The 13,359-nt window shown below is 63.2% G+C and carries 12 protein-coding genes; 2 read left to right on the top strand and 10 right to left on the bottom strand.

Annotated features, from left to right (window positions below; translation table 11 throughout):
• Positions 1–93 precede the first annotated feature (93 nt).
• The 5 genes from LQ232_RS00085 to LQ232_RS00065 form a co-directional block, all read right to left on the bottom strand.
• Entirely contained in the window at positions 94–915 is an 822-nt protein-coding gene (locus LQ232_RS00085; RefSeq protein WP_230177119.1) for a PEP-CTERM sorting domain-containing protein, read from the bottom strand.
• An 87-nt stretch (positions 916–1,002) separates the two neighbouring features.
• Positions 1,003–1,758 (bottom strand): Crp/Fnr family transcriptional regulator, encoded by a 756-nt coding sequence (locus tag LQ232_RS00080; protein ID WP_230177112.1) that lies wholly within the window; start codon positions 1,756–1,758, stop codon positions 1,003–1,005.
• The gene (gene ccsB / locus LQ232_RS00075; protein WP_230177110.1) at positions 1,755–3,107 is read right to left on the bottom strand and encodes a c-type cytochrome biogenesis protein CcsB; all 1,353 of its coding nucleotides are present in this window, start codon (positions 3,105–3,107) and stop codon (positions 1,755–1,757) included. Before ccsB ends, LQ232_RS00080 begins: the two co-directional genes overlap by 4 nt.
• 27 nt (positions 3,108–3,134) lie before the next feature.
• On the bottom strand, positions 3,135–5,273 hold the full coding sequence (locus LQ232_RS00070; protein ID WP_230177109.1) for a cytochrome c biogenesis protein ResB: 2,139 nt from the start codon (positions 5,271–5,273) through the stop codon (positions 3,135–3,137).
• 109 nt (positions 5,274–5,382) lie between these two features.
• Positions 5,383–6,012 carry a cytochrome c gene (locus LQ232_RS00065; RefSeq protein WP_230177108.1) on the bottom strand — a complete coding sequence of 210 codons (630 nt, stop codon included), beginning with the start codon at positions 6,010–6,012 and terminating at the stop codon, positions 5,383–5,385.
• Between the two features lie 49 nt (positions 6,013–6,061).
• On the opposite strand from LQ232_RS00065, the gene yihA reads away from it, so the two are divergent.
• Positions 6,062–6,826 carry a ribosome biogenesis GTP-binding protein YihA/YsxC gene (gene yihA, locus LQ232_RS00060; protein WP_230177107.1) on the top strand — a complete coding sequence of 255 codons (765 nt, stop codon included), beginning with the start codon at positions 6,062–6,064 and terminating at the stop codon, positions 6,824–6,826.
• Positions 6,827–6,833: 7 nt separating this feature from the next.
• On the opposite strand, the gene LQ232_RS00055 is transcribed toward yihA, so the two are convergent.
• From LQ232_RS00055 to fba, 4 genes are all read right to left on the bottom strand, one after another.
• On the bottom strand, positions 6,834–7,745 hold the full coding sequence (locus LQ232_RS00055) for a phosphoribosylaminoimidazolesuccinocarboxamide synthase (protein ID WP_230177106.1): 912 nt from the start codon (positions 7,743–7,745) through the stop codon (positions 6,834–6,836).
• 76 nt (positions 7,746–7,821) lie between these two features.
• Positions 7,822–8,619 (bottom strand): YdiY family protein, encoded by a 798-nt coding sequence (locus LQ232_RS00050; RefSeq protein ID WP_230177105.1) that lies wholly within the window; start codon positions 8,617–8,619, stop codon positions 7,822–7,824.
• 4 nt (positions 8,620–8,623) lie between these two features.
• Complete coding sequence (locus tag LQ232_RS00045; protein WP_230177104.1) at positions 8,624–9,295, bottom strand: glutathione S-transferase family protein; 672 nt, start codon at positions 9,293–9,295, stop codon at positions 8,624–8,626.
• Positions 9,296–9,393: 98 nt separating this feature from the next.
• On the bottom strand, positions 9,394–10,458 hold the full coding sequence (gene fba / locus LQ232_RS00040; protein WP_230177102.1) for a class II fructose-bisphosphate aldolase: 1,065 nt from the start codon (positions 10,456–10,458) through the stop codon (positions 9,394–9,396).
• 314 nt (positions 10,459–10,772) lie between these two features.
• Between fba and LQ232_RS00035 the strand changes: the two genes are divergently transcribed.
• Entirely contained in the window at positions 10,773–12,623 is a 1,851-nt protein-coding gene (locus tag LQ232_RS00035) for an ATP-binding protein (RefSeq protein ID WP_230177100.1), read from the top strand.
• On the opposite strand, the gene LQ232_RS00030 is transcribed toward LQ232_RS00035, so the two are convergent.
• Entirely contained in the window at positions 12,575–13,348 is a 774-nt protein-coding gene (locus LQ232_RS00030; RefSeq protein ID WP_230177098.1) for a hypothetical protein, read from the bottom strand. The genes LQ232_RS00035 and LQ232_RS00030 overlap by 49 nt on opposite strands.
• Between the last annotated feature and the right edge of the window lie 11 nt (positions 13,349–13,359).

The raw sequence follows: 13,359 nt of genomic DNA, 5'->3' as shown, positions 1-13,359 counted from the left end.
CATTGAAGATGAGCGCATGGTCGGGGGTGGTGCCATTCGACGTTGTCGCCTGAACGACAAACGAGGGATAGACCTAAGCAGGGTCTGCCCTGATCAGGCCGCTTGGGCGCGGCGACGGGTCATCAAGCCAGCCACCAGCAGGCCAGCGCCAAGCAGCGCATAGCTTGAAGGCTCAGGCACGGACGTCACGCTGAACGAGGCCGAGCCCCAATTGGCTTCGCGCCACAGCATCGGCAAGGGATCCGTGCCGGTGGACAAGCCCAGGCCGGCCAGCATGATGTTCACGGTGTCGGCATTGATGCGCAATGCACCTGCCAGGCTGCCACTGGCGCGCAACACGGGCTGGCCCTGGTCATTAACACCATCCACCACAAAGTTGCCTTGCGTGCCGCCCACGATGCCAGGAATGGTGGCCGTGAAGATGGCCAACTTGCCAAAGGTGACGAGGTCACCGGTGGTGCGGTTGTGCGAATACAGGTTGGCGTAGATTGTGGAGTTGCTCAGGTTCCAGTCCAAGTTCGTCAGGTAGATCGAACGCGAGGTGAGGGTGTCATCGTCGTTGACGATGGTGCGACGGATGTCAACGAAAGATCGGGCAGACTGCAGGGAAGCCACCGAGTCACCGCTGTTGGTCAAGGACGAGAAGCCCATGCCCAGCACGCCAGTGGGCCGGTTGTAAGTGGCAGCGTTGACGAGGCCCGCTCCAGGCAGCACGCCGGGCACATTGGGCGTGGTGAACGGCGTGCGCAGGGTAGACCCTGAAGCGGCCAGCGCCGACAGCGCATCGTTCGAAAAAATCAAGTTACCCGAACCGGAGAGCAAAATCTGCGGGAAGCCCACATTGCCCTGCGCATTGGACGCACCGACGGCCACAAAAGCGGCAACCGCCACCAAACTCTTGAACGTAAACTTCATGGGAAGTTCCTCCACTGACATGTTGATTTGAAGCCCCTTGGGGACTCACAAAGTGTAGTGGAGCGGGTGGCATCGCACCCCCTTTGATCACCCCGCAGATGAGCGTATCGCGGGCCCGATCTGCCCCAACAAGGCCTTGTCCGCGGTGGACAGCCCCGCCACCGCCACCAGCTGCGCCAGGTCCAGCACCTCGATGCGCCCATAGGCGATCTGCACCACCCCTTGGTCCTGCAGGCTTTGCAGGATCTGGTTGGTGGTCTGGCGCGACAGGCCCAGCATCATGCCCAGCTGCGATTGACTGATGGGCAGCACGCAGGCGTCTCCCTTGCCCGAAGCATGGGCCAGCATCACCAGGCGGCGCGTGAGGCGCAAGTCGGCCGGCAGCAAGGCCAGGTCTTCCATGCCGATGAAGGCAAAGCGCACCTTCAGGGACATGAGCACGCCAAAGTCGCGCCAATACACGGGGCAGCGCGACAGCAGTTCGTTCAGCGGTGCCATGGGCACGAACAGCAAGCGCGTGGCGGCATCGGCCACGGCGTTGTGGGTGCGGGGCAGGTGGTCGAACAAGGCGATCTCGCCCAGCCACATGGGCGGCTCCACGAGGGACAAGATGGCCTCCTTGCCCGCCTCGGTCACGCCCGAGATGCGCAAGCTGCCTTCCAGCACGGCGTAGATGCCATCTGCCGCGTCGCCGCGAAAGAACAAGTGCTCGCCGGCCTTCAGGCGGCGCGGCGTGGCCAACGCCAGCAGGTCGTTTTCAAGGCCGGACGACAGGCTGCCAAACCAGGCGTCGGTGCGCAATTGCGCCCGCAACTCGGGCGTCACCCACGAAGCGCCGCTCACAGCTGGCCGTAAGAATGCAGGCCGGACAAGAACATGTTCACGCCCAGGAATGCAAACGAGGTCACCAGCAGGCCACCCAGGGCCCACCAGGCCGCGAAGGTGCCTCGCAAGCCCTTCATCAGGCGCATGTGCAGCCAGGCCGCGTAGTTCAGCCACACGATCAGGGCCCAGGTTTCCTTGGGGTCCCAGCTCCAGTAACCGCCCCAGGCCTCGGCCGCCCAGAAGGCACCCAGGATGGTGGCGATGGTGAAAAAGGCAAAGCCCACGGCGATGGCCTTGTACATGACGTCATCGAGCACCGCGAAGTCGGGCAACTGCGCGGCCAGCTTGCGGCGCGCGCCCAGGATGGCGGCCACGACCACGGCGGCGATGCCGAAGTAAACGGCCCAATAGCTGCTCATGGCCTGCTCGGCGCCGGGCTTGCTGCGGAACACCAGGGGCTCGAAGCACAGGGCCACGCCAATCAGCCACAAGGGCGCGAGCTTGTACCAGCGGGTCTCGGTGGCGTGGGTCTTGATCAGGTAGGCAAAGGCCACCATGGCCGACATGGAGAAGGTGCCATAGCCAATGAAGTTGGCTGGCACATGCAGCTTCATCCACCAGCTTTGCAGGGCAGGCACCAGGGGCTGGATTTCGCTGGCACCACGCTCCAGGGCGTACCACAGCAGGAAGCCCACGGCCGCGCTGACCACCAGCATCACAAAGGCACCCAGGGCCATCAACGACTGGCCGGCCTTGGCGAAACGGTCTTCGTAGTACAGCCAGAACAGCGTGGTCATCCACGAAAACAACACGAACACTTCGTACAGGTTGCTGACGGGGATGTGGCCGATGTCGGGCGCGATCTGGTGGCTCTCGAACCAGCGCACGAAGGTGCCGACCAGGGCCATGAAGACGCCCGCCCAGGCGATGCGCGAGCCCAGTCGTGCGCCCGTGACGCCTTTGCTGAACACGCCGATCCAATAGAAGATGGTGCTCATGAAGAACAGCACGCTCATCCACAGGATGGCGCTCTGGCTGGACAGGAAGTACTTGAGCCAGAACACTTTGTCGGCCTGCGCCAGGTCGGCGCCATAGTCGTCGGTGGCGCGCAGGTACAAAGTCATCGCGCCCCAGGTGGCCAGGCCAGACAACAACAGCAGCACGCGGATGGGGCCCCAGAACCACGCCAAAGCGATGACGCTGGGCACCGCCGCGGCCAGGATGCCGCGCTCGTAGATGTCCATCGACGCGCCGTGGGCATGGAAGGCCCAGCCCCCCAAGGCCACCACGAGGGCCGCGAAAGCCCAGTCGAACAGCGAACGGCGCCAGCCGCCAGGCGCGGGCAAGGGGTGTGCAGAAGTCGTCATGGTGGGCTCACTCACTACTCTTTCAATTCAGACGCGCGCAGCGGGCGTCAGCACAGCGGTTTTGAGCCGCTCGAATTCGGCGTCGGTGTCCAGGGTGTGTCGGGTGGCCGACAAAGCCATCCTGACCTGCGTGCCGCCACCGGCATCGCCGCTGTGCAGCCAGATCCACAGACGCCGCTCGCGAATGTAGAGCATGGCGAAAACGCCGACAATCAGCAAGACGCATCCCAGGTAGACCACATTGCGGCCTGGGGTGCGCGTGACCTGGAAGACGCTGGCCTGGCGCTGCTCGAAGCCATCCAGCATCAACACCACGGGCACCGGGTACAAAAACGCGTCCGAGATGGACAGCACCGACTGCGTCATGAAGGCGCGGGCCGATTCGGCTTCCATCGACAAGGGCGACAGCCCCGCCTTTTCACGGCTCAGGTTCATCAGCTCGGCCAGGGCCCCGTTGAGGATGCGCACCAGGGTCTCGGAAGTGCGTTCGCGCTCGGGCGCGGGCACCACTTGCTCGATGAAATCCGACAGGGCCTGAAGGCCGCCTGGCGGCTGCGTGGATGCAGGCTCCCCTGGCGCCCGCGGTGCGACGATGGCGCCCGCAAACAAGTCCAAAGCACGCTGGGCCGACACCGCCAGTTGGGCCGCCAGCTCGGGCCGCTCTGGTGGTGCGCCATGCACGGCAAAGCGTCGCACAGCCTCGCGGCGCATGGTCTCGTCACCCAGGGCCCGGCGCAGGCGCAACCAGCCATCCAGGCTGTTGTTCTCGTCGGCCGGCACGCGCAAGAATCGGAAGTTGTCGGACGGCGTGTCGCGCACACCCAGCAAGAACATGGCCTGGCCATTCAGGTTCACCGGCACCATGTAGTTCTGGTATTCGCGGGCCTGGCCGGCGGCGTCGCGCAGCTTGTAGGTCACTGAAGGGCCCACGTTGACCAGCTTCTTGTCGCCCGGCGGCTTGGCGCCCGAGCCCAGGTGCTTGCTCAGGTCGGCCAGGTTCACGCCGCGCACATCGGTCTTGTCCTCGCCCCCACTGGCGTCGGACAGGTTTTCGACGTTGATCACGCGCAGGCCGGTGATCTCGATCTTGACCTGGCCTTGGGCATCGGTGGCCAGTGGCAGGGCGTCGCCATTGACCACGCCATGGATCAACTCAGGCTGCGTGCCCAGGCCCTCGCCGCGCAAAAACACCGGCTTGAGGCTGACCTGCGAGCCGCCATCTTCAAAGCTGGACTGGAAGATGGTGACGCCGTCGTAGACCACCGGGTGGTTGACCTCGACCGTGGCCGCTTTGGTGGTGTTGGTGCGCGGATCATGGATCACGATGTCGCTGGCAAAGCGCTTGGGCATGCCCGTGGCGTAGTAATCCACATTGAATTTTTTCAGCTCGACCTCGAAGGGCAAGGGTTGCAGCAGCATGCCCTTGTCCAGGTTCAACACCGCCGAGTTGGAGCGCTGGCCCTCGGCCACGAACAGCTGAGCCCGGTATGCCGGGTTGCCCACGCTCAAGCGACTTTGCTCGGTCACAGCCCCGCCCCTGAAGGGCTGCAGATTCTGCGCCCAGGCCTGCACCTTGACGATCAGGTCGCCATCGAACAGGCCTCCCACGCACACCAGCACGATGGCCGAGTGCGCGGCGATGTACCCCAGCTTGTTCACCGCCCCCAGACGCGCCGCGATCATCACGCCCGCCGCCTTGCCCGCGCCGCCCGTGCGCACCTGGCTCTTGATGGACCAGCCCGTGCTGGACAACAACTGCTGCACCCGGGCCTGCGACTCGGCCAAGGGCGTGGCCAGGGTGCCTTCGGCCCGGTGGTGGAAGGCGTTCAAGGCCTGCTCGCGGATGCCCTCCTTGTGGTTGCGGAAATCCACCAGGATGCGGGGCGCATTACGGGCGATGCACAAGCTGGTCGAGGTGACCAGGAACGCCAGGATCAGCAAGAACCAGGGCGAGCTGTAAATGCGGTACAGGCCCAGGGCGCCGTACACCTCGGCCCAGAAGGGCCCGAACTGCTCGACGTAATTGGTGGCCGGCTCGCCCTGGCGCACCACCGTGCCAATGGCCGAGGCCACGCAGATCACGGTGAGCAGGGAGATCGCAAAGCGCATGGACGAGAGCAGCTCCAGCAAATCGCCTCGCAAGGAGCGCGCTGGGGGAGGTGTCATCGGGGAATCTGCAAGAGAGCTCATGTGTCTGCCAAATTCACGCGCACAAAAAAAGGCGGCAGCCTGGTGGCCCCGCCTGGATGATTGCCTTGTCGGGGCCGCGCGGGTTTCAGCGCAGACCCGCGATGTAGTCAGACAAGGCGTCGATTTCCTTGTCGCTCAAGTTGGCCGCGATGGATGACATGGACGCATTGTTGGTGCGATCGCCCTGGCGGAAGGCAGTCAACTGGGCCTTGACGTAGTCGGCATGCTGACCGCCCAGGCGTGGGTATTGCGACGGGATGCCCGAGCCGCTGGGGCCATGGCAGGCCGCGCAGGCCGGCACGGTTTTCTTGGCGATGCCGCCACGGTAGATCTTCTCGCCCAGGGCGACGGTGTCCTTGTTCTTGGCAAAGCCATCCTTGGCCTTCTTGCTGGCGTAGAACGCCGACAGGTTGCGGATGTCCTCAGGCGTCAGCGGGGCGGCCATGCCGTTCATGACCGCGTTCTTGCGCACGCCTTGCTTGAACTCGGTCAACTGTTTGGCCAGGTACTCGGGGTGCTGACCTTGCAGGATCGGGTAGGTGGCTGCGCCACGCGAGCCATCGGCCGTGTGGCAGGCGGCGCACACCGCGGTGGCTTTGGCTTCACCCGCGGCCAGATCAGGCTTGGCGGGGGCTTTGGCTTCAGAACCATGGGCCACACCCGACAGGGTCAAGACCATCGAGGCAAGGGCAATCAGACTGGAAAGACGCTTCATGACGGTGTGTGGGTTTGGACTGTGAAACTCATTGATTTTACAATGCCTGATGACCGAACCTACGATTTCCCCGAAAGACGCCCTCGCCTGGACCCACACGGCTCGGTTTTTAACCACAGCGGCCAAGCTGGAACAACTCCCACCCTCGGAGTTACCCGAGGTCGCTTTCGTGGGCCGGTCCAACGCGGGCAAGTCCACCGCGATCAACACGCTGGCCCAGCAACGCCAGTTGGCGTTTGCCTCCAAGACGCCCGGCCGCACCCAGCACATCAACCTGTTCCAGGTGGGCCCCAAGGCCGCACCCAACCTGCACTGGGCTGACTTGCCTGGCTACGGTTATGCCGCCGTGGACCGCACTGCCAAGCTGCGCTGGCAAGAAGTGATGGCCCAGTACCTGGCCGTGCGCCGCAACCTGACCGGTGTGGTGCACATGGTGGATTCGCGCCATGGCTTCACCGAGCTGGACCGCAATCTGCTGGAATTCGTGGGCCCGCGCGTGCGCATGGGCGAGGTCAAGCTGCTGGTGCTGCTGACGAAGGCCGACAAGCTCAACCGCAAGGAGGCCGACGCCGCCCTGCGCGAGGCCAAGGAGGTGCTGAGCGCCCTGGAGACTGAAGCCTCCGACATGCGCATCATGCTGTTCTCGTCGGTCAAGAAAACCGGCGTGGGCGAAGCGGCGGTGATGCTGCGCGGCTGGGCGTCGACCGAAGAAGTGGCCCTGCGTGAGGCCGAGCTGACCGCCATCCGGGCGGCTGAGAAGGCCGAGCAGGATGCGCTGCTGGGCTTGGACACCAAGCCGCCCCGTCGTCGCTGAGCCGAGCTCAGGCGCCGGTCAGGCGCGTCAAGGCTTCGCGGTATTTGGCGGCCGTGTGTTCGATCACCTCGATCGGCAGCGCGGGCGACGGAGCGGTCTTGTCCCAAGGCTGGCCATTGACCTGGGCCTGCTCCAGCCAATCGCGCAGAAACTGCTTGTCGTAGCTGGGCGGATTGGCCCCGGCCTTGAACGCCGCTTCATAGCCTTCCGAAGGCCAGAAGCGCGATGAATCGGGCGTGAGCACCTCGTCCATCAAGGTCAACGTGCCCTGCTCGTCCAGGCCGAACTCGAACTTGGTGTCGGCGATGATGATGCCCTTGGTCAGGGCGTAGTCGGCCGCGGCCTTGTACAGCTGGATGGACACATCGCGCACGCGCTCGGCCAGATCGCGGCCAATGATGGCCACCATTTTGTCGAAGCTGATGTTCTCGTCGTGGTCGCCCATTTCCGCCTTGGTGGCGGGCGTGAAAATGGGCTCGGGCAGCTTGCTGGCGTTCTTCAGTCCGGCGGGGAGCTTCACACCGCAGACTTCGCCGTTGTGCTGGTATTCCTTCCAACCGCTGCCGGCCAGGTAACCGCGCACCACGGCCTCCACAGGCAAGGGCTTGAGCTTCTTGACCAGCATGGAACGGCCTTCGACCTGCGCGCGCTCGGCGGCTGACACGACGCTGACCGGATCGTCGCCCGTCAGGTGGTTGGGCACGATGTCCTTGAGCAGATCGAACCAGAACAAGGCCATCTGCGTGAGCAGGGCGCCTTTGCCGGGGATGGGCTCGCCCATGATGACGTCGAAAGCGCTGATCCGGTCGGACGCGACCATGAGGATGCGGCCTTCGCCCACCGAGTAGTTGTCGCGCACCTTGCCACGGGCAAGCAGGGGCAGGGATTGCAGGGCAGAGGTGTGCAGGGCGGAAGTCATCAAAGGTCGGCTTTCATCTTCATCAACAACGGCTGGCGCCGCTCGCGGCCCCAGCCCGCCATTGTGCCTCGCCTCGTCAGTCCAGGGTCAATTGCACGCCGGTCACCACCAGGGTGTCGGTCTTCTTGACGCCAACGCCGGGGTCGCCGTTGTAGCGCATGCTGGCGTTGACGGACAGCTTGAGCTTGGCGGTCATGGCCACCGCCAGACCAGCCTTCCACTCGGCGCGCAAGCCGCTGCCATCCAACGCCGGGGACAAGGCCAGTTGCTGCTTGAAGGTGGTGTTGTCGGTCAGGCGGTGGCTGGAGTTCTCACCCAGCAGCATCTCGACCCGGTCCAGGGTTTCGCGGTTCTGGTCGTTCACCACCTTGGGCTGGGTGTAGCGGTCGCGCGCATAGCCCAGGCCCATGGTCACGTCGAAGATGGTCTGCGGCGTTTCGATGACGTGGTAACCCGCGCCGCCCCCTGCGGTGACGCGCAGGTCAAGGTTGGCCGGCCGGTCACGCAAGCCGCCCACTTGGCCAAACAAAAAGACCAACGGGGTCACGTTGTGGTCATAGCGGCTGTCGGCAGCCACCTGCTCTGCCGTGGTGCCTTTGGCATCCTTGGCGTAGAGCAGCCGGCCATTCAGTGTCCACTTGCCATGGGCGCTGAGGCGCGCACCGTCGGCGTTGAAAGTGGCGCTGGAGGCCTCTGTGTTGCCCGAGGACACACTGGCCCCCAGCCCCAACTCCCAGCGCCAATGGTCCAGCTTCACATTGGGCGGCGGGGGCACACCGGGCGCCACAGGCGGCAAGGCGGATTGGGCCAAGGCGGCTTGACCACTCAAGGCCAGGCTTGTGAGTGCAAACAGATACAGATACCGCAACTTCATGTGATCAACCTCCTGCTGCAGCCGCCTTGGTGACTGCGGTGGCGCGCGCCTGATCCGCCTTGCGGTCGGCCGCCACCTTCTGGGCCGTGGGGCGTTGCTCGATCAGCTTGACATAGGTCTTCCAGTCGATGCCGGCCGCCACGACCAGGTCTTCGCCATAGACGATCTTGGTGGCCAAGCCCGCCAGCGGCAGGTGCACATAGGCGGCGCAGTCCGCAGCCGAGAAGGTGTCGCCAGCCACATAGGGCCCGAACACCGCCAAAGGCTTGAACGCCGCCAGGTTCTTGACCAGGTCGCCCTTGACGCGCGCCAGGAACTTGTCGGGCAAGGTGCCTCCAAAAAACGCTTGCGCGTACAGCTGGCGCGCGCACAACTCGACGTGCAGCTCCAGGAAGGTGATGATCTCGCGGTGCTTGGCGGCCCGCCAGGGATCGGTGGGCAGCAAGGCTGGCGTGGGGTAGCGTGCCTCGATGTAATCCAGGATCACCTGGCTCTCGCACAGGCTGCCGTGCTCGGTCTCCAGGTAGGGCACCTTGCCCAGTGGCGACATCCCCCGGTCCACCGGGCAGCCCGCCGTCGGCACCAACACCTCTTCAAAGGGCACGCCCTTTTCAAGCAGGGCCAGCTTGACCTTGTTGTAGTAGTTGGACAAGGAAAAGCCGTGGAGCTTGAGCATGGGTTGGTTCTCCAAAGAAAAAAGCCGACCCCAAGCTTAACGCTGGTGTCGGCTTCTTGTGGCAGCCGCGCTGTAAAGCGCCGCGTGGGGGCGGGGTATCAGGCCACCACTTGGGCCAGCTTGCCGTTGGCGTATTGGGCAGCGATGTCCACCAGGGACACGGGCTTGATCTTGCTGCCCTGGCCTTCGCAACCAAACTCCATGTAGCGCTGCTTGCAGATCTGCTTGGCGGCTTCACGGGCGGGCTTGAGCCATTCGCGGGCGTCGAACTTGTCTGGGTTCTCGAACAGGAACTTGCGCACGGCGGCGGTCATGGCCAGGCGGATGTCGGTGTCGATGTTGATCTTGCGCACGCCGAACTTGATGGCTTCTTGAATCTCTTCCACCGGCACGCCGTAGGTTTCCTTCATCTTGCCGCCGTACTGGTTGATGATGGCCAGCAACTCGGAGGGCACCGACGAGGAGCCGTGCATCACCAGGTGGGTGTTGGGGATGCGCTTGTGGATCTCTTTGACACGCGAGATGGCCAGGATGTCGCCCGTGGGCTTGCGCGAGAACTTGTAGGCGCCGTGGCTGGTGCCGATGGCAATCGCCAACGCATCGAGCTGTGTTTCGCGCACGAAGATGGCGGCCTCTTCAGGGTCGGTCAGCATCTGGCTGTGGTCCAGCTTGCCTTCGGCGCCAATGCCGTCTTCTTCGCCAGCTTCACCGGTTTCCAGGTTGCCCAGGCAGCCCAGTTCGCCTTCAACGGTCACGCCAACCTTGTGGGCCAGTTGCACCACGCGGCGGGTCACATCGACGTTGTAGGCGAAGTCGGCGGGGGTCTTGCCATCTTCCTTGAGCGAGCCGTCCATCATCACCGAGCCAAAGCCCAGGTCGATTGCGCCTTGGCAGATCGCTGGTGACTGGCCGTGGTCTTGGTGCATGACCAAGGGGACGTGGGGATAGGTTTCCACCGCGGCCTGGATCAGGTGCTTGATGAAGGATTCACCGGCGTACTTGCGGGCACCCGCACTGGCTTGCAGGATGACCGGCGCGCCGACTTCGTCGGCGGCAGACATCACGGCCTGCACTTGTTCCAGGTTGTTGACGTTGAACGCCGGAATGCCATAGCCATTTTCGGCGGCATGGTCCAGCAGTTGGCGCATGGAAACGAGTGGCATGTGAACCCCCAATGAGTCGAATGGATGATGGAAAAAATGCAAAGCACGGCAGACCGCAGGCCGCCGCACGACTGGGGTGGATTCTACTGATCTGCCGGGATAAACGTGCCCCCCAGGTGAAGGTGCTGAACCACCCGCACGCGAGATGTTTGACGCCAAGTGAAAGGCGGCTCAAAATGGAGCGGGGTTTTTTTACTCGGCGCGACAATTGTCACGAATACTTGTCAGAATGGATCTCTGAATGCGCGGCTGTGGGCCGCTTTTCATATATTCCATTGTTCGTGGTGAGCTGTAACGCTATGAACCGCAAGTCCATGCCCAAATCTTTCCTGGAATTGGATCCGGAACTCCGCCAGAAAATCAAGGCGGAACAGTTCCGAATGATGATGGCGATGGCGACGCCAGCCACGGTGGCGGCGACGCTGTTCGCGGTGCTGACCACGCTGTTCTTCCACCACCAGGTGGCCAATTCATTGGTGCATTGGTGGCTGGGCCTGAAAATAGGCATCGCGGTTCCCCGGATCATCCAGCAAGAGTGGCACAAATACCGGGGCGCCCCCGTGACCCGGTACTGGCAAAGGGCCACCCTGGGGCTGATGTTCCTGGACGGTTGCGTGTGGGGTCTGGCCGGAATCTGGCTGACGCCGGCCAATGATTTGCTGACCTCCACCCTGATTGGCGTGGGTCTGGCGGGCGTGGCCACCCTGGCCACCTTCACGCTGCATTCCAACTGGATCAATAACGTCGCATATTGCGCGCCCATGGTCCTGCCGGCTGCTTTTGTGTTTTTGAACCGGCACGATCCGCTGAGTTTGTACACGGGCGCGGGCTTGCTGGTTTTTTTGAGTTGCCTGCTGTGCGTGGCCTGGCGAGGACAAAAACACATTGTGGAATTGATTCGCCTGCGTTTCGTCACCGACCGAATTGCCCATGAACGTGAAGCGGCCCTGCAATTGGCCGAACGTCAAAATGCGATGAAAAGCCAGTTTGTGGCCACCATGAGCCATGAACTGCGCACCCCATTGCATGGCATCTTGGGCCTGACGCGCATGATCCAGTCGGCCGACCTGGACCTTGAAAACCGCAAGCGCCTGGGCCTGGTCGAGCGTTCAGGCGAGCACCTGCTGTCCATCATCAACGACATCCTTGATTTTTCGCGCATCGAGGCCGGGCACCTGTCCGTCGAAAACCAGCCTTTTGATCTGAGCGATGTGCTGGATGACCTGGTGGCGCTGACCTCGGTCACCGCCTCGGGCAAGGGTCTGACGCTGATCACCCAGGTGCAATTGCCGCGCCCCTGCCATGTGGTGGGCGACGCGGCACGGGTTCGCCAGATCCTGCTGAACCTGATCGGCAACGCGGTGAAGTTCACCGAGCGGGGCCAGATCCGCCTGAGCGCCCACCGCATGGTGGACCAGGACGGCCAACCGGGGGCCATGGTGATGCGGGTGTCCGACTCAGGCATCGGCATCGCACCACAAGACCTGTCGACCATTTTCGACCCCTTCCACCAGGTGGACAACTCGCTGGGCCGGCGTTTTGGCGGCACAGGGCTGGGCTTGACCATCTCGCGCGAGATCTGCCGGGCCATGCAGGGCGAGATCACCTGCTCCAGCGTGCAGGGCCAGGGGTCGAGTTTCGAGGTCATCCTGCCTTTGCCGGCCTACACCGCTTCGCAGGCGCTGGCCCCCAAACGTTACGACACCGGCGCGCCTGTGCCGGCGGACGTGGGCCGCACACCAGTGGCCCTGCAAGGCCATGTGCTCCTGGCCGAAGACAACGAGGTCAATGCGATGGTGGTGGAGGCCCTGCTGCGCCGCCACGGCCTGACCGTGGAACACGTGCCCGATGGCCTGGAGGTGGTGAACCGCATGTGTGGCAACAACCCGCGTCCTGATCTGGTGTTGATGGATTGCCAGATGCCGGCCATGGATGGCTTCGAGGCCACTCGCCAGATCCGGGCAGACGAACAGTCACGCGGACTGGCCCGCACCCCGGTGGTGGCGCTGACCGCCAGCGCACTGGCCGAGGACAGCGAACGCTGCCTGGGCGCGGGCATGGACGCCCACCTGCCCAAGCCCTTCCGCGAAGACCAGTTGCTGTCGGTGCTGCTGGCTCACCTGCCCTTGGCCGCGCCGTCCATGTCCCTGATGCCGACGGCCTGATCGGCCCTGCGCGGCCGGGCCCACCCGGAACTCACCGCTGAAAACACCTGGATATCAGGGTGGTGCGTTTTAAACATGAAGCCATACAGCGGGTGCTGGTTGGCGTGCCATTTTCTCTCAGCCCCGTAGACGTCGAATTTCAACACCCGGTGCTCAATACCGCCAGCGTGCTTCAAAGGGACCTTGCGGCCATCGCCAAAGATATCCACATACCCCAGCGATTCATAAATCCGATCCAGCGGACGGCGGGCCCCGATCAAAATGTAGGGCAACTGCATGGCGCAGCAGTACAGATAACAGGCCTTGATTAACGCCTGCCGAGTGGTGAACTGGTTATACCCAGGCCTGACCGAAAACCTGGTGATTTCCGTCAAGGCTTGGTTCTTCAAATCATCCGGAATATCGACACTGCCTTCCAACAGCAGTGGCTGGTGCGAATTGCTCTGCAGTCGCGCTGTGCCAATCGCCTCACCCGTGATTTTGTCTTCCGCCAGGAAAATCACCGTGCCAGGTGATTTGTCCAGGGCGTCGGGAATCAACATGTTTTCGGCCATGTGGGGCAAATGGTGTCCATAGGCTACCGACCTCAATTCACACACTTTCAGCAATTGCTCTTCAGTGCGAACGAGTTTCATCACGAAGGGCAGGCTGTTATTCAGGCCGCTCTGTTCGCCTAATTCATCATCCTTGGGAATCCGTGACGGTGACGCGATGGAATACTGCATGTGTGCCTCTT

This window comes from Aquabacterium sp. CECT 9606 (assembly GCF_918741295.1).
In the GTDB taxonomy this organism is placed as follows: domain Bacteria; phylum Pseudomonadota; class Gammaproteobacteria; order Burkholderiales; family Burkholderiaceae_C; genus Aquabacterium.
Note: the sequence above shows the minus strand (reverse complement) of the source record. Positions and strands in the feature narration are given on the sequence as shown.